Source organism: Neptuniibacter sp. QD37_11 (genome assembly GCF_047778105.1).
Classification (GTDB): domain Bacteria; phylum Pseudomonadota; class Gammaproteobacteria; order Pseudomonadales; family Balneatricaceae; genus Neptuniibacter.
Genome location: NZ_CP180554.1, coordinates 879,735 through 895,959, shown reverse-complemented (window position 1 = coordinate 895,959; position 16,225 = coordinate 879,735). Strand labels below are relative to the sequence as shown.

Here is a 16,225-nt window from a genome sequence, read left to right as displayed (position 1 = left end):
ATTAACAAATGCCGCCCAATTTAGGGAAAATCTACATAAGATAACGGTATAAATAAAAAGGAATAAAAAGCAAATGCATGATCCAAAGCACATTGAGAAGAACCTTCAAGCGTTCACTGACAACCTTCGCCGGAAAGGTTTTGAGTTTGATGCCGATCTTTTCCTAGAGGCCCGCGCGCGTCAAAAAGCGTCACAGAGTGAGCTTGAATCACTGCAGGCAGAAAAGAAGTCCCATGCACGCGCTTTTGCTACCATCGCCAAGGAAAATGGTGACATTGAATCCCATAAGGCTGAAGGTGCGGCCATTCAGGCTAAAATTGCGGAGCTTAAAGAAAATACGTATGCGATTAACAGCCTCATTAATACGATGCTGATGCACACCCCCAACCCGATCGATGCGGATGTCCCCATTGGCAATGATGAAGCAAACAATGTGGAAATCCGCAAGTGGGGCGACATCCCCTACTTCGAGTTTGAAGTGCGCGACCATGCGGAACTGGGCGACCTTGCTAACGGTATGGACTTTGAGACTGCTGCCAAAATCAGTGGCTCTCGCTTCTGCGTAATGCGCGGGTTCGTCGCAAAACTCCACCGAGCACTGTCTCAGTTTATGCTGGACATGCATACGCAGCAGCACGGATACGAAGAGTGTGCAGTACCTTTCATTGTCAAAGAATCCAGCCTTGAAGGCACAGGCCAGCTACCCAAATTTAAAGATGACCTCTTTAGTCTGGAACACAGCAAGCCGGGCTACTACCTCATTCCAACGGCTGAGGTACCTCTTACCAACATTGTTCGTGACTCAATCCTTACAGATGCGATGCTCCCAATGAAGTTTACGGGTCACACCCCTTGTTTCCGTAGTGAAGCAGGCAGTCACGGAAAGGATACCCTCGGTTTAATCCGCCAGCATCAATTTGAAAAAGTAGAATTGGTTCAGATTGTACGCCCTAGTGATTCACCTGCTGCGCTTGAAGAACTTACAGTACATGCAGAGAACGTTTTGCAGGCTCTTGGCCTTCCCTACCGCACAGTTGTCCTTTGTGGTGGCGATACAGGCTTCAGTGCCGCTAAAACCTACGATATTGAGGTCTGGCTTCCTTCACAACAGACCTACCGTGAAATCTCTTCCTGCAGCAACACACGGAGTTTTCAGGCAAAACGCCTCAATGCGCGCTGGAAAAACCCTGAGACCGGTAAAAACGAGCCTGTTCATACACTCAATGGTTCAGGCTTGGCTGTTGGTCGTACACTCGCGGCCGTTCTTGAGAACTACCAAAACCAAGATGGAAGCGTAACTATCCCTGAAGTTTTAAAGCCTTACATGAATTAGGGCTTGACCGTTATTAAATTAACGTTATAGTAAATGACTTAAAACTAATAAAAACAGAAAAAAGGTACTTTTATGGATAATACCGTTTTGCAGTTTGTGGCAATTGCCACGACTACACTATTTATTTTAAAACTCCTCGGCGGTCTGATTTTCGGTGACACGGACTACGTTGATAACATCGAAACTGAAGGTGAATCCGGTGGTAACTTTATCTCCTTCTCTATCTCCAGCGTTCTGGCTTTCATGATGATGTTCTCATGGACGTACCTTGGTGTTCACGAAGAAATGGGTGTCGGTAAAGGTCTCGCGATTGCTTTTGTTGCGGGTACAGCAATGATGATGGCGTATAGCTTCATGATTCGTAAGCTTTTCTCCCTGAACTCCCCAGAGGTGTCTGAAGCTGTTCTGAGCAAAGGTTCTTCTGCCCGCGTTTACACATCCATTGAAGGTAGAGCAAAGAAATCCGGCTTGGTGAAAGCAACGGTAAACGGTGCAGAACGCACACTGGATGCCTTCACAAATGATACTAAAACCATCGCTACAGGTGAATCTGTACTGGTTGAGTCTCATGACAATGGTCGCTTGTTTGTAACACGCGCCTAATAATAAACGATTTAATAAAAACTCAATAAAAAACCAAAAAAGGAAACTAAACTATGGATCTATTCGGTGATTCCATCGCTCTAACTATTGCTGCTTTTGTTGTTCCAGCAATTGTATTTATTGGCTTCTCGATCTTTATGGTCAAGCAGTACCGCCGCTGTCAGCCCAACCAAGTGCTGGTGGTCTACGGTAAAACCATGGGTAACAAGTCTGCTAAAACCATTCATGGTGGTGGTACGTTTGTCATTCCGCTGTTTCAGGATTACCAGTACATGAGCCTTGAACCTATGGTTCTTGATGTACCGCTGGAAAATGGACTGAGCTCTAACAACATTCGTGTAAACATCCCTACTAACGTAACAGTAGCTATTTCTACGAAACCTGAAATTCTGCAGAATGCTGCAGAGCGTCTGCTAGGGCTATCCAATGATCAAATCAAATTAAAGGCATCTGAAATTTGTATTGGTCAGTTACGCGCTGCAATCTCAGCAATGACAATTGACGAAATCACATCAGACCGTGAAAAGTTTATTACTGAAGTGAATACCAATATTGGCGAAGAACTGGCCAAAATTGGTATCGATCTAGTGACGGTAAACATCGTTGACATCACCGATGAAAGCGGCTACATCGAAGCTGTTGGTAAGAAAGCGGCTGCAGAAGCGATCGAGCAGGCCAAAATCGATGTTGCTGAGCAAGAAAAGAAAGGTGAAATTGGTAAATCCGATGCCGAACGTGAACAGCAAATCGCCGTTGCCAAAAACAAGTCTAAAGCTGAACAGGGTACTGCAGCAGCAGAGCGAGAAAAAGAAGTCTATGTCGCTCAGCAGAACTCCGCTACGGTTCAAGGTGAAAACGCGGCGGCTCAGGAAATCGCACAATCCAATGCAGAACTGAAAGTTAAAGAAGCATCTGCTAACCGTCAGGGTGAAGTTGCAACCAACGAGGCGGAAAAAGCGATCTTTGAATCTGAGTCTGAAAAAGAGAAAGCCCGTCTACACGCGGAAGAAGTCGTTCCAATGGAGATTCAGCGTGAAAAAGATGTTATCGCAGCAGACGCTGCCAAACAGGTGGAAGAACTTGCCGCCAAAGGTGAAGCAGCCAAGATCCTTGAGCCACTAATAGCCAAAGCCGAAGGCGAGCGTAAGTTGTGGGAAGCCAAAGCCGAGGGCTTCAAAAAAATAGTTGAAGCGGTAGGTGGCAATACTGAAGCAGCGGTTCAAATGCTTATGGTTGAACAGAACCCTGAGATTACCAAGATCCAATCTGAAGCAATCCAGAATGTAGAATTTGGTAAGATTACAGTCTGGGATGGCGGCAAGAGCAATGGTGGCAACGGTGGCACTATGGACTTTTTGTCGAGCCTGACTTCCGGCCTTGCACCAATGCACTCAATGAATGAAATGGCAGGCGTCAAAGCTCCTGCGTGGCTTGGTACACTCATCAACCAATCTGAAGAAACGTCTCCAGAAGTACCAACAGAAGCCGGTAACTCAGGTAACGTGGTTGAAGGTACTGATACTCAGTCTTGGGAAGAACCAAAAGCTGAAGAAGCTGACTCTACCCAGAAGTAATCTCATGTAGAGACTTAAAAGCCACCGAAAGGTGGCTTTTTTATTAATGAGTTACAACTAAAACTTAATTCAACTTCTTAAGTAAAAGAAACCTCAACACCCACCCTATCCTGAGCACTATAGACTATCCCTTTCCCTGCATTATCAATCGGTGAGGCTTCGCTACTGAGCAGTCTTTGATCAGCAAACCAAGGTATGCATGCCTGACTCACTCCTAGCTCCTTCATGACAACACAGAAACCGCCATTCTGCTCAAATAGCAAATCAGTAAGGGGTTCTAACTTATATAGCCCACTGTAAGACTGGGCAAATGAAGCAATTAAACAGATATCACCGCTTAGAATTTCTGACTCTAAAGCCCCTGATAGATTGAGAACTTGGCTGGTCGGTATATCATAGATAAAGATAGTTGTTTTTTTAGGATAAGGCCCCCGCAAACCTTCTTTAATTAAGTCTGCAAGATCATTCAAGTCTGCTTGCTCATCAATGAATAAAGCTAACGGCTTTTCTTTAGCCATATCCAATGAAGTCCCTCCGCCTAAAGATCCAACCTCTAGACTTACCTCAGGCAAAGTGCCTTTAATTTCATCAAGTTGGGCGCCATTTCTACACAAGAAGATTACTTGACCTGATCGCTTTTTAAATTGACCGATTAACGAGATCAAGACTCTTGAACCTCCGCTGCCATACTCCCCTGAAATCACACCACCGTTTTCTACGATTCGCATTGGAAGGTAATAGCTTTTTTTAATAGGGCGCTTTACACCCAAAATACCATTGGTTTTCTCTGAACCAAGTTGGCACACAGACTCATTCGTCTGGAACATGAGGATTACTCCTTTATTATTATTTTTATAACGCAAGTATTTCATAACCGCTTGTTTTTTAAAAGTTCTTTGTATGACTTTTGTCGATATTCCCTGATCTTTTCCCGCCAGCATTTAACGGTGAGCCAAAGCACTATCCAGATGCCCCAATAATCTCATTCTTAACAAGCGCCAGACCTAGAAAGCCCCCTCAACCCTTACAACAGCCTTTTACTTCAGGGTGACACATAGTCACCCCGATGCATCTACAAATATTAAACCTCATGCTAATGCTTAACATAGGCGTAGCAAACACTCACATACCAAGATGTAACCCTCCGTCACCCTAACTTATAGTGTCACCCTATAGCCCAAAAGTGTCACCCTACTTGCTGTCACCCCCTTCCTCCACCATGCCTTAACTTACTGCAATTATTGACTTTTCAATAAGGTGACACTATAAATATCTCGACACCCACCAGCGGATTTCAGGATATGCACAGTTCGCCCCGTTCAGAGCTTCAACAGATTGCCGCCCTTCAGCGCCAAGTCGACTATCTTGAAAAACAGATTCGCGTCCTTATGCTTGCAGTAGGCCATGGACACGATCACCCACCCCCTCGCCCCTACGACGAACCTCTTGCTGAACCTCCTACTGAGGATGGTTTTGAAAAAAATATCCCTCACTCATCAGGTGCTAGTGGCTTATGGGACGACCTTGAATTTGGGAGTAAGCCTCAAGCGGATACGCCAGCTCAACATAAGCAAAGCAATCCACTACTTGCTTTATCACCCACCCCTAAATTGAGTCTACACAGCTATAACGGTCCTTTTGCAAGCCTATCACCTCGGCAGCATGCTATAGCTCAAATGCTCTCTGAGGGGCTTTCAGCAAGAGACATAGCCGAACGTATGGGTACGTCCGTAAATACCGAAAAAACCCTCATCCGCCGCCTTAACCTTAAATTTGGCGTATCATCCGTTAATGAATTAAGACTGCAGCTTAAAGCAATCTTTAGCACCATTTCACAAGATGACTATGCGGCACTTTCAGGCGGCCTGCCCCTGACATGGTCCTCTCGATATCAAGAGCCGGACCCTTATCGCCCCATCTACCACGCTGATTGAGGGCTGCATTCCGCTTCTATTTTTGCTATAATTTAGTCAGCAAAACATAATAAAAACAATAAATTATGCAACTTAATTCACAGCAATTGGCAGCTATCGAAAATCCACTTTCCATCCGGCATGCATTGGTTTTGGCAGGTGCGGGCTCTGGCAAGACAACCGTCATATCGGAACGGGTTAAATTTCTCATATCTGAAGGTGTTCAACCGGAAAAGGTTCTTGTCATAACCTTCACTAATCGCGCAGGCCGAGAACTTAAAAAGCGACTAAAAGGCACAATAGGCTCATCCTCATCCAAAGTTTGGGCAGGGACTTTCCATTCGTTCTGCTTGTTCGTTATGCGTAGCCATATGAAAGAATTTGGACTCAGAGGTATTCAAGTGCTCGACAGAGATGATTCTGATTCAGCCATTGCCCTCTTACGCTCTAAAGTAATCGAGCCCGGAAGTGAATTCCCGTCTTCCTTACAGCTCCTTGAGTGGTTTTCTTATTCAGCGAACGCACAGGTCCCTCTGGAACACTACTTGTCTGATGTGATTGGACTACCCATTGAATCAGCACAAAAGGCTTTAAGCATCCATGCTAAGTACCTTGTTTATAAAAGAGTTCGCAAGTACATGGATTTTGATGACATACTTTTACACTTTGTCACCACCCTAAAAGATAAACCAGATCTACTGATAACATGTCAGGCCAAATTCAGACATATCCTTGTAGATGAATTTCAAGATTCCAATCCCCTACAGTACTTGCTGGTTAAGTTATTAGCTGGCTCTGGCAATCACCTGTTTGCCGTTGGTGATGACTGCCAATCTATTTACGCCTTCCGAGCCGCTAAATTTGAGCACGTCCATCAATTTGCAGACTTTTTCCCGGGCAGTAAGACCTACCCCCTCAATCAAAATTATCGGTCCACTCAACCCATACTAGATATCAGTAACTGGCTACTCGCCAACTCCCCGCTTGATTATAAAAAACACCTAATCTCCAGAACTCCAGAAGACGATACCAAGCCCAAGCTCTTGGATTTCTACGATCAAGAATCTGAATCGATCTGGATTGCGGAGGATATTGCTTCTCACATAAAAGCAGGCCAGCCACCGGGGGAGATTATGATTCTTGTCCGCTCCTATTTTTCTGGAAGGTCGATTGAAGCTGAATTAATCAAATCCAAGATTTCTTACCAATTCATTGGCGGGCAATCTTTACTCAAGAGCGCCCATGTAAAGGACGTTGTCTGCACCCTACGCCTTATTAACAACCTTTCGGACGAAATATCGTGGGTCCGCTTCCTTCGTCTATTCCCGGGCGTGGGTGATATTAAATGTCAGCAAATCATACAGAAAATAGAAATTGCTTTAAATATGGACGGTAATACTAAATACAATATTATCAATACATTGAAAGGGTTTCCTAAAGTAAATGCTGGCCTTTTAGGCAAAATTTCTGACTTGCTGGATACCCCATCCTCCCCAGTTGAAGCAGCGCAGTATGTGATTGATTTACTCAGCTCCACCCTAAAAAGGAAGTATGATCGTTGGGGCACTCGTGTGAGAGACTTACATCTGATCGTTAAGCTTGCTGGACGTCACAAATCACTACAGGCTTTTGTCGAAGCGTTTACGATTGAGCCAATGCACTCCTCTCAGCTGGATGGCAATGGAAAGCAAGTTAAGCTCATTACAGTACATAGCGCTAAAGGAATGGAAGCGAATATCTGTTATTTCACCCAAGCTCAACTCGGCAACTACCCTAACCCCAAAAGCTGGGGTGATCTTTCTAAGGAGGAAGAAGAACGTCGTGTAGCCTATGTTGGCCTAACGCGTGCGAGACACCGGTTAACCATTACCCGCAGTACACCTTCTGCCAATCAAGATGTAGTCTTGAATAAAACTGCCGGGCAGAGCTATTTTTTTGCAAACCTGCCTACTGAATTGATTGATGAAAATCCTGAGTCCAATCCCTTGGATGGACATGCCGCAGACAATACTACAAAGGAAACAGTTTTTACACTATGAGAGAATTTTTTGATAATAAAAATAAGAATGATAATTACTCATCAAATCGCTAGCATGCTAGCGATTTTTTTGCAGTTACACGCCTTGGATTAAGGATTCCATACCACGACAACGCGTCATTTCGCGCCTAAAGACTTCTGCATTACTAATTTCATCAACACGAAGAGCTTCTGTCATTTCAAGCAGCTCGGTAACACTAGAGCCATCACCATTTAAAACTTCGAGGATTGCGTTTGCACATGTACGATACGCTTGACTGGTAGGGCTTTCTTGGATGGGTGATTCATATTTTTCCAATAAAAATGCGGTGTCTGAAAAAACTTTAGCCAACCCCTCCATCGACTCCTCGAGGGAAAGTAATTCGACGCGCTCAACTTCTACTGGGCTGCCCGTGCCTTTCTTATCACGCCCCAATAACCAGTCTCTCAAAAGAATTTGCCCATCTTCAGTGACAGGAAAATACTTTAGAGTTTTGCCACTACCCTTTTCTGAAATACGAAAATACTTCATTGAGCTACTTACACCCTACAGATCTGTTTCCAACATAATGAGGTTTTGCTTTGTCCGCTTAGAAATATCTCCGGCACTAACCTCAATGTTTGCCTCACACGTTAAATGCATGGTTATACCCTTGCCCGCATAGAGATTTTCCAATATTTCCCACTGACCCCTATTCATGCAGTGCCCACAGGTAATGACGTTAACTGATAGGATTCCCGGATTTTCCTTTAGTGCCCGCTCCAAAATGTGCCGTATCCTTCGACATCGCCATATTTCAGGCACCATCACCCATAGGTCTCCAAACTCGCTGTACTGGCCGCCTTCTATCCGGACCTTTCGAAACTCGGCGACAGAATCAACCATGGATTCCATTTCATCACGATGCCATAAGCACTCTAACGCAGCCTTTGTTCCTGTTGACGTCAATGTCTCCCAAAAGGGTTTGGCATACTTATCTACCATTTCCGGAACGGTACAGATAAGCGTCGGGGTAATAGGATTCATCCTATCTCCTTACCCACGGTACATTTAAGATACGCTGCCAGTAATACGCATTTGGCATCTTGCCTAAACCTAATTGACCTTCATTGTTACGGCCAGCGCCCAGCAGTACACCATCCTTACGCATAGCTACCGTAAAGCCTGCACCGGCTGCTACCTGACTAATGTTTTTCTGACAATAAACCCAGTTCGAGTGGAAGGCCTTACTCTTCCTCCCGAACTGATTCTCATCATTTACACCCATCATGTAGAGGTCGCCTGATAAATCTACCGCCGCGATATGATTATCGCCAATAGACACAGTTTTCACGCTGCTGCGGAGCTTAGTCCACTGATGAAAAACTCTTGATTGCTTAGGTGTGCGGCCAATTGAACCTATGACATACAGATCATCATCTTGATTCAGTACCGCCAATAGGTTTTTATTGGCATATATTTTCTTAGCACCCTTAAAGGCAGCCGAGAATTTATGACGATTAGATGCCTTGTGCCCAGTTATGGCACCAGAGACCCAAACAGACCGGTCTTTCTTGATTATCGCAGCGAATTTATCACCGGCAGCAATGTCATACACACCACGGGCAACAAGTGCCCACTGATCGGCCCTACTAAATTCTTGAGAAAGGCCCAATTGCCCATAATGATTATCACCCAGCACACGCAACGTCCCCTCTCGTGTAAGCAGATACGCTGATTTTTCACGGGCAATAGTCTTCATTGCATTGCGAACTTCAAACTCGCTGTAATCCATATTACCATCAATATCAGGCACAACGCTTTCAATAGGCAATGTTCCAAAAATACGAATTTTCTTATGTGGTACCGCGACAAGACAGTAGTTTTTAACACAGGACAATAGCCCTTCCTGCTCGCTTGATTTACGCAAATATGGAACACGTTTTCCGCGCTTCTGCACAAGCTCCTTATCCATGTTGAATCCCGCAACCCACATGCCTGCATTTGGGATAGAGATTGAGATCTGCTGTTCACCCGCATGAAGTGTTGCGTTATGGTAGGTTACTGGTGCCGAGACCTTAAAGAAGGAACGAGATTCTGCAGTCCCTTGTTGCTGGTGCAGCTTTATCCCTGCATGGGAAATGGATGTTGCAAGCAATGCCCCCAATACAACACTTTTCACTATAACGCTTTTTAATATCATGGATTTGCTAATGCCTCTGTCATGTTGGCAATAGCACTGTCTCCTAAGTGAGATAATTGCCATGAAGTGAATAACCTGTCTTTTTCCAACATGAACGAGAAGAAAGCAATCTGATTTTGCTTAAATTCTGCCTCATCCATGTAAGGGCATTCTGCATATACCAGCCTGCCATATGCCCTAAATTCTTCGTAGGGGACTGCCAGTCGATAGAGATCTAAATCGATCACGACCTTCGACGCTTCAATTGTTGGCACATGCTTGACCGTATCCATAATAATAGTTGTAGCGTCTTCTATTTCAGCCTTTTGCTCTCTATAAACTAAAGGGAAATGCTTGGCTATAATAGCCTGCATTAACTTAACACTAGCAATTTCATTCCCCTCATGACCCGGGATATACACCAAATCATGGCATAATATAGCCAACCTTTGTGAAAAACTCAGGTCAATTCCATGCTTTTCAGCAAGCTGAAGCATTTGCATAGGGTGATCCCAGTTATGATATGCCCTATGTGCCTCTTCATAATAGGGCTTGATCAAGCCCATCAGCTGCGTGAAAAATTCTTGCTGCATGTATATGCTAACCTTGTAAATTTAATTAATAAATATTATATTATTTCAAACAACCCTGTCAAAGGTTAAATAGGCAATGAAAATAAAAATAATGCGCCTAGATAATTACCTGCAGAATGCTTCCGAAATCCCAAGTTCTGCCTTTATTCTGTTTTTAACAGAACCACATTTCTGTGAACCCGCACTGAAGCATAGTGCACATCGCTTTCTATTAAGTGATATGAATGAGTTACAAGTTGAACCATGGGCCAGACCCCTGCTTCCGCTAGCGACGCACTCCATCTTGCACGATGCGTTTAATAAGTTGCACAACAGTTTCCGTGGTAATTGGGATTGCTACCCCCTAACCCCCTATCTCACATCGATGCTTTCTTCTTCAGCTTCTCACGCTGCAAACACTGACTCTATCGAGGAGCTTATCGTTATGACGCCTGATAATTTAAGATTGGCTAACTCTGTGGCAGCAGGCTTGGATGTTAGACTTAAGGAAGCGCGGTACATTCCACCGTTTGATCATGGTCCTTTAGAGCATGAGGAACTTATTAACTGGTTTGTCTTTAAAAAGGTCAAGGGTGGGAGTGTGTGACATCTGCCCCTCCTTTGAAATGGCTATTTGCAGCGCTGAAGCACCCCTCGAATATAATTAAACTCGCCTTTTGGCAGGTGTAACTTATAAGTGTAATGAACCTTTAACCATCGCGCTGCAATATCACAACGGTTCCCACTGTAAGTTAAGCGCTGTTTGAATAAAAACTCTTCCTTGTTGTACATCTCGCCCTCTTCAATAACGAGCAAGTTTTTGTCATCTAAGAAAAAGTGCCGTAGTTGCTCTTCGTTCCAGCGGTGCGCACCACGCTTTATTGCAAAGTCTATTGGGATTAAGCTCTCGACTTGCACCAGTCGATTATTCTGAATCGACTTGCCGGACAACTCACTTACCCATGTATTGGCCACAGACTGACATCGATCTTCACTACGAGGCAACCCGCGCTTATTGAGCACCTCAACATCCTTTCGGTCACACGTGCTTTCCCCCAGCTCCCACCTCTGTGTAGACTGAAGTACTTTGTCACTAACAACGCCTATGCGCATATTTACCCTTTCTGAATTACCCCCATCCTTTTTTGCGGCATGAGCTTGCTCCGAGGTCTTGGTCTTAGGTCGACCTAAAAATGCTGCAGCTTCTTGCGCATGCATCTCTTCCCTATCCTGCTCAGCGCCATCGCCCACACTCGGCAATTCACAATGGCTGGCATGACAATGATAAGCACCATTTGCTCCCACGTGCCCTCCGTTGCCATCCCTGATTTTAGGGTGCGCAAACGCAGAGCTAGCTGCGAACAGCAAGCCTAATGCACCCATACCAACTATTGCTAATACTTTCACGTAGTTATGTGTCCAATTCTTTACTAGGCTGGAAGCCTGATCGCAACCAACCTTCTTCCAACTTTTTATCTAGCCAGTCTATAAAGGCAGTGCTGGTCATAGGTCGTGCGATATGGAAACCCTGAATATAATCAGCACCAATTTCTTTAACGCAGTCAAAATGCTCTTTTGTCTCAACGCCCTCAGCCACTACAGGAATACCTAGATACTCGGCCATATTTACAATACCCTTTGCAATCGCAACATTTCTTGGGCTATCCACAATATCCCTAATAAAGAACTGATCGACCTTTAAAATATCGATCGGCATGCTCTGAATATAAGACAGCGAACTGGTTCCCGTGCCAAAATCATCCAGCGTCACTAAAACACCCATGTCTCTAAGTTTATCAATCTGTGTTATAGCTGTACTTGCATTAAAAAGGTCAGTGGTCTCCAGCACCTCGATACCCAACTGCTTGCTACTAATGCCACTCTTATAGAGCAGATCCTTTAAAAACTCTATAAACTGATCCGTCATTAGCTGCTTAGGGTGAATGTTGACATTTGCTTGCAGGACATGGCCTTTTGCTCGCCATAATTCCAAGTCTGATACAACCTTCTTCAACACCTCCTCACCTAATTGAGTGATGAGGGAGATATCATCAATGGATGGCAAGAATTCTGCTGGCTCAATAATGCCATTAGCCGGATGATCCCAACGAACTAAGGCCTCAATCGCCTTCACTTTCTTATTGGCAGGCTCAACAATAGGCTGATAAAAAATCTCAAGCTCATTGTTGATCAAGGCATTCTCAATAGAGTTCTTCAATGAAACCTTTTCATTGTTTTTGGTCGCCATATCCGCCTCAAAGTTTGTCACACGGTTTTTGCCAGCCTTCTTTGATTCATACATGGCCATGTCGGCATAACCCACCAGTGTTTCTGGATCGCGTGCATCATTAGGGAATAATGCCACCCCAATACTAAGCGTCACTTGAAGTTGATGCCCCTGAATACAGACCTTGCGTGTGGCAGCATTGATTAACCGTGCGGTTACACAATCAATATCATCCTGAGAGGTAATGTCATTGATGACAAAAATAAACTCATCACCACCCAGACGGGCTGCTGTATCACCAACGCGCAAGCATTCCTTCATACGTACACTTGCGGCCTTAAGGAAGTTATCTCCCATGTGGTGACCATATTGATCGTTTATCTGCTTAAAACCATCCATATCGGCGTAAATAACAGCAACTTGAGTATCGCAACGCTTAGCCTTTCGGAGAGATTTGCTCAACTCGTCCTTCACATGTGATCTGTTGGGTAGTCCCGTTAATGTGTCATAGTAAGCTAGCTGCTCAACCTGACGCTGCGTATTCCGAATTTCGGTGATGTCACTAAAAATACCAATATAATTGCTTACAAAACCTTCATCATTATGAATCGCAGATATGGTCGCTTTCTGGAAGTACAACTCATTGTCTTTTTTCTTGTTCCAAAGCTCTCCAGACCATGTATGATTCTCGTTAATCTCGCTCCACATATCCTTGTAAAAATTATCATCCTGCATGCCAGAAGATAATAGGTTAGGATTGCGCCCCACTACCTCATCTTCCGAGTAGCCGGTAATTTCTGTGAATGCTGTATTTACCTCAATAATCCGGAATGCACTATCCGTGACAACAATACCTTCTGGATTATATCGAAAGATACTGCTTGATAAGCGGGCAATTTGATCACGTTCTTGCTCGATTTGACTGTCATAGAATTCAGCCATATAACCTTTGAAGCCAGCAATACTTAACTCAGTTACGCACAGATGCTCAAGATACTCTCTTCCCTTGCTATCTTTATTCCAAATCTGGCCTTTCCATACACCTTGTCTCTGAATTGAATCCCAAAATTCACGATAGAACTTCTTAGACTGCCTACCTGACTTAAGGACATTCATATTCTGCCCCTTTATCGCCCCTTCGCGATAGCCGGTTACTTCCGTAAATTTCTGATTGACTGCCAAAACAGTTCCCGATGCATCTGTTACAGCCATTGCCGCTGGATGCTTCTTAAATGCCAAAGCAATATATGAGGGGATTTGGTCAGAGACTTCCTGTGTAACTAAAGTCATAAACTTCACTATTCTTTTTATTGTTATCTGCGGCAATATTACCAAACACAACCCACTATTTCAATATTTTCGTTATATTAAAGCGCCCAGTCTTACCCGGGCGCTTTAGTTTAATTGCTGGCACATATTTGCGATGTGGCTAACCTACCACGACATCTACGTGATGTCTCGCCCCTTCCCCTTGTATCGCAGCTTAGTGTAATGCAAGGTACTGTCAGGCAGTGCATTACAATGCACGCGCGTATGAGAACGAAGCTACTGACCCGGATCTACACTTGCGTACTTGTGCCAAGCTAGGACGCTACGTGGCTTTCCGTATTTTCTATAGCGATCACACATCTCAACACTTGTAATGGCATTGTCCAGCAATACCGCATCTAGCCCAAGCGCCTTACGAGTTTCTTTCTCGACCCTCACTACCTGATAGGCTTGCTGCTCACGAACCTTGCCATCGTATCGCTGACTAACGGAATCTTTGAACCGCCTTTGATTGCTTGCCATATGCTCCTTGTAGTAATTCAAGCGATCATACTGCGCACTACTGAGGTCAAGCGCCTTTTTAATCGTGGCATGATACCCTTTAGTCTTAGCAAGATTGTCGTAAATATACTTCTTTTCCTTGCTTCCGGCAAATACTGCTTTATGCCACTCAATGCGCTCAATAGCATAGCTTAACTCAGCGGTATCCTTCGCTTCAATAGCATGGTACTCCCTAGGGGTTCCAAATATTGACGACACCTTAGGATTGGGGAATTTTTTACAGTAGACAGACAGATCGACCATCATCTCACTCCCCTCGCCATTAGAATAAAATCCATTTTTATCTGCGCCCCAATAGCCTGCATTTGCTGCAGATGTCGCACCAATCATTGCGGTAATTAGAGCTGCCTTCATTACCTGACGAATTTTTTGCATAGCACACCCCAGTCTGATATATATTATTATCGTTATATTAATAACACAGGCAACTATTGTCAATAAAAAGCCAGCTTTGATAGCTGGCACAAGGTGGGCTGCTTATTGTTGTTATTGTGAAGCCCTCATCGCTTTATTTTTATTATTTTTAAAGCATCTGTAAAATCTTTTTCGCCCTAATATGGTGAAGACTCTCCCTTGGAAACATATCACTCCCAATAACGATGTTTGCCATCCGGAAGCTCCCCTCATTAAGATGATGGCCTGCAATCTTTACCACTTCAGCTTCAGGAATCAAGCATGCCTTTCGGTTAAACTTACTAAGATCTTCGGCAATGACATCATTCTGCATTGCCACATCCACTAGCATGCCCTTACTGGCCTGAAGCATTGTGCTTGAAGACTTGCATGACCAAAGCGATGCAGCCCTTAGCAGCAGGGATATTCCAGCCGCACGGATATTGGAGCATGGGTTGTTGAGCGCACTTTTTATCAAGCATGTATCTTCATCACATAGCTTGCATGCAGACATGAGCTTGGATGTTGTGTAATTGATTAATGCCAATGCTGAGGTTGAATTTTCAGGCGCCAATTGAATTAAGGTGCCCAATGCGGCCTCTATTTCCTTGTCGCTAAATAGGGCTTGCTGATTTAATACGGTCGAGGCTTGCAGAATACGTGAAGGGACGTGGGTGGCAGTTTGCATCACAATCCACTCAAGACCGTCTTGGACGGCCCGCTCATCATTCGCTAAAAGCAACTTGCCTAGCGAGTAGAAATAGCGTGCATCTACGTCACCTGCCAGTGCGTCACGATAGAGGCTGCCTGTCGCCCCGTTGGTAAAATGATTGAGAGCTGTTGAATTCATTTTTATATGTCTTGATTTACTCTGAACCAAATAATAAACGTTATAAAAATAATAGCAAGTACCTTTATTGACTTGATTGCCTCCTTTTTTTAGAATTTGCTTATATTTTGAACTAAGGAAAGCAGATGATTAAGCGATTTAAGATAGACGAAAGTGTCTGGAGTGCAGAACTGGAGCTTGAGAATACTGTTGAAGCAGCATTCTTTACCTCCAGTGATGATCTTTTTATTAGCTTTCAACACCCAGACTGCGTTTTCTTTGCGCATGATCAATCCCGCGCAATCCCATTACCGGAGGAGTCTATATGCGAACTTTGTAAGCATTTGGGCCAAACCCCACTTAATGAGGGTGAGCCCTATTGCTTAAGCTTATCTAGGGCGGAGGGCAGCAATTTCGTCACATTATCCTTTGAGACCAAGGATGCAAAAACCATTCGTATTGAGTTTCAGGTTCCAGCTAACAGCTGGCTTAGCAAAGAGATTAAATTACATAAGCGACACGTTTTAAAAAAAACATACTCATTGACCACTGAGCATGGTACGTGGCTTATCTCTAAGTATATAACTCCAAGCTCTCTTGGCATCTACGCAGAACTTAATCCATCTATGCACCCACCCAAAACACTGCCATCTTGGGTTATTGAAGAAGCTGGATCTGAATTATCCACATTAGAGGCACTTTAATACTTACAATACCTGAGCATTTATTATACAATTTATTAATAAGGAATATATAAAAAATTAAGTGAGGC

Annotated in this window: 16 protein-coding genes; 7 read left to right on the top strand and 9 right to left on the bottom strand. The window is 44.1% G+C overall.

All coding sequences use genetic code 11. The features are described from left to right. Positions 1-73: 73 nt before the first annotated feature. From serS to ACMXYT_RS23030, 3 genes are all read left to right on the top strand, one after another. On the top strand, positions 74-1,333 hold the full coding sequence (serS, locus tag ACMXYT_RS23040; protein ID WP_415912762.1) for a serine--tRNA ligase: 1,260 nt from the start codon (positions 74-76) through the stop codon (positions 1,331-1,333). Positions 1,334-1,405: 72 nt separating this feature from the next. After that, the gene (locus ACMXYT_RS23035) at positions 1,406-1,936 is read left to right on the top strand and encodes a hypothetical protein (RefSeq protein WP_415912761.1); all 531 of its coding nucleotides are present in this window, start codon (positions 1,406-1,408) and stop codon (positions 1,934-1,936) included. Between the two features lie 53 nt (positions 1,937-1,989). Next, positions 1,990-3,510 carry a flotillin family protein gene (locus tag ACMXYT_RS23030; protein ID WP_415912760.1) on the top strand — a complete coding sequence of 507 codons (1,521 nt, stop codon included), beginning with the start codon at positions 1,990-1,992 and terminating at the stop codon, positions 3,508-3,510. Between the two features lie 77 nt (positions 3,511-3,587). Here the strand turns inward: ACMXYT_RS23030 and ACMXYT_RS23025 are convergent, their stop codons facing one another. Beyond that, entirely contained in the window at positions 3,588-4,451 is an 864-nt protein-coding gene (locus ACMXYT_RS23025) for a hypothetical protein (RefSeq protein ID WP_415912759.1), read from the bottom strand. Between the two features lie 360 nt (positions 4,452-4,811). Between ACMXYT_RS23025 and ACMXYT_RS23020 the strand changes: the two genes are divergently transcribed. Beyond that, on the top strand, positions 4,812-5,444 hold the full coding sequence (locus ACMXYT_RS23020) for a helix-turn-helix domain-containing protein (protein ID WP_415912758.1): 633 nt from the start codon (positions 4,812-4,814) through the stop codon (positions 5,442-5,444). A gap of 65 nt (positions 5,445-5,509) precedes the next feature. After that, positions 5,510-7,462, top strand: a complete 1,953-nt coding sequence (locus tag ACMXYT_RS23015; RefSeq protein ID WP_415912757.1) for an ATP-dependent helicase — start codon at positions 5,510-5,512, stop codon at positions 7,460-7,462. 75 nt (positions 7,463-7,537) lie between these two features. Here ACMXYT_RS23015 and ACMXYT_RS23010 read toward each other — a convergent pair whose 3' ends face one another. From ACMXYT_RS23010 to ACMXYT_RS22995, 4 genes are read right to left on the bottom strand one after another with little or no spacing between them, the layout of a single operon-like run. Beyond that, the gene (locus tag ACMXYT_RS23010; protein WP_415912756.1) at positions 7,538-7,972 is read right to left on the bottom strand and encodes a hypothetical protein; all 435 of its coding nucleotides are present in this window, start codon (positions 7,970-7,972) and stop codon (positions 7,538-7,540) included. 15 nt (positions 7,973-7,987) lie between these two features. Beyond that, the gene (locus ACMXYT_RS23005; protein WP_415912755.1) at positions 7,988-8,467 is read right to left on the bottom strand and encodes a hypothetical protein; all 480 of its coding nucleotides are present in this window, start codon (positions 8,465-8,467) and stop codon (positions 7,988-7,990) included. A gap of 1 nt (position 8,468) precedes the next feature. Beyond that, positions 8,469-9,602 carry a hypothetical protein gene (locus ACMXYT_RS23000; RefSeq protein WP_415912754.1) on the bottom strand — a complete coding sequence of 378 codons (1,134 nt, stop codon included), beginning with the start codon at positions 9,600-9,602 and terminating at the stop codon, positions 8,469-8,471. Between the two features lie 17 nt (positions 9,603-9,619). Then, positions 9,620-10,195 (bottom strand): hypothetical protein, encoded by a 576-nt coding sequence (locus ACMXYT_RS22995; protein ID WP_415912753.1) that lies wholly within the window; start codon positions 10,193-10,195, stop codon positions 9,620-9,622. A gap of 76 nt (positions 10,196-10,271) precedes the next feature. Here ACMXYT_RS22995 and ACMXYT_RS22990 point away from each other — a divergent pair, with 76 nt between their 5' ends. Next, on the top strand, positions 10,272-10,781 hold the full coding sequence (locus tag ACMXYT_RS22990; RefSeq protein WP_415912752.1) for a hypothetical protein: 510 nt from the start codon (positions 10,272-10,274) through the stop codon (positions 10,779-10,781). Positions 10,782-10,804: 23 nt separating this feature from the next. Here ACMXYT_RS22990 and ACMXYT_RS22985 read toward each other — a convergent pair whose 3' ends face one another. The 4 genes from ACMXYT_RS22985 to ACMXYT_RS22970 form a co-directional block, all read right to left on the bottom strand. After that, the gene (locus tag ACMXYT_RS22985) at positions 10,805-11,581 is read right to left on the bottom strand and encodes a hypothetical protein (protein WP_415912751.1); all 777 of its coding nucleotides are present in this window, start codon (positions 11,579-11,581) and stop codon (positions 10,805-10,807) included. Between the two features lie 4 nt (positions 11,582-11,585). Continuing rightward, positions 11,586-13,691, bottom strand: coding sequence for an EAL domain-containing protein (locus ACMXYT_RS22980; protein ID WP_415912750.1), 2,106 nt, complete (start codon positions 13,689-13,691; stop codon positions 11,586-11,588). A 255-nt stretch (positions 13,692-13,946) separates the two neighbouring features. Beyond that, positions 13,947-14,606, bottom strand: coding sequence for a hypothetical protein (locus ACMXYT_RS22975; protein WP_415912749.1), 660 nt, complete (start codon positions 14,604-14,606; stop codon positions 13,947-13,949). Positions 14,607-14,754: 148 nt separating this feature from the next. Next, entirely contained in the window at positions 14,755-15,474 is a 720-nt protein-coding gene (locus tag ACMXYT_RS22970) for a hypothetical protein (RefSeq protein ID WP_415912748.1), read from the bottom strand. Positions 15,475-15,599: 125 nt separating this feature from the next. Here ACMXYT_RS22970 and ACMXYT_RS22965 point away from each other — a divergent pair, with 125 nt between their 5' ends. Beyond that, on the top strand, positions 15,600-16,157 hold the full coding sequence (locus ACMXYT_RS22965; protein WP_415912747.1) for a hypothetical protein: 558 nt from the start codon (positions 15,600-15,602) through the stop codon (positions 16,155-16,157). Positions 16,158-16,225 lie beyond the last annotated feature (68 nt).

Bases quoted from the DNA above. Each gene is read 5' to 3' on its own strand.
- serS (WP_415912762.1), top strand. From the start codon at position 74: ATGCATGATCCAAAGCACATTGAGAAGAACCTTCAAGCGTTCACTGAC.
- ACMXYT_RS23035 (WP_415912761.1), top strand. From the start codon at position 1,406: ATGGATAATACCGTTTTGCAGTTTGTGGCAATTGCCACGACTACACTA.
- ACMXYT_RS23030 (WP_415912760.1), top strand. From the start codon at position 1,990: ATGGATCTATTCGGTGATTCCATCGCTCTAACTATTGCTGCTTTTGTT.
- ACMXYT_RS23025 (WP_415912759.1), bottom strand. From the start codon at position 4,451: ATGCTGGCGGGAAAAGATCAGGGAATATCGACAAAAGTCATACAAAGA.
- ACMXYT_RS23020 (WP_415912758.1), top strand. From the start codon at position 4,812: ATGCACAGTTCGCCCCGTTCAGAGCTTCAACAGATTGCCGCCCTTCAG.
- ACMXYT_RS23015 (WP_415912757.1), top strand. From the start codon at position 5,510: ATGCAACTTAATTCACAGCAATTGGCAGCTATCGAAAATCCACTTTCC.
- ACMXYT_RS23010 (WP_415912756.1), bottom strand. From the start codon at position 7,972: ATGAAGTATTTTCGTATTTCAGAAAAGGGTAGTGGCAAAACTCTAAAG.
- ACMXYT_RS23005 (WP_415912755.1), bottom strand. From the start codon at position 8,467: ATGAATCCTATTACCCCGACGCTTATCTGTACCGTTCCGGAAATGGTA.
- ACMXYT_RS22995 (WP_415912753.1), bottom strand. From the start codon at position 10,195: ATGCAGCAAGAATTTTTCACGCAGCTGATGGGCTTGATCAAGCCCTAT.
- ACMXYT_RS22990 (WP_415912752.1), top strand. From the start codon at position 10,272: ATGAAAATAAAAATAATGCGCCTAGATAATTACCTGCAGAATGCTTCC.
- ACMXYT_RS22980 (WP_415912750.1), bottom strand. From the start codon at position 13,691: ATGACTTTAGTTACACAGGAAGTCTCTGACCAAATCCCCTCATATATT.
- ACMXYT_RS22975 (WP_415912749.1), bottom strand. From the start codon at position 14,606: ATGCAAAAAATTCGTCAGGTAATGAAGGCAGCTCTAATTACCGCAATG.
- ACMXYT_RS22970 (WP_415912748.1), bottom strand. From the start codon at position 15,474: ATGAATTCAACAGCTCTCAATCATTTTACCAACGGGGCGACAGGCAGC.
- ACMXYT_RS22965 (WP_415912747.1), top strand. From the start codon at position 15,600: ATGATTAAGCGATTTAAGATAGACGAAAGTGTCTGGAGTGCAGAACTG.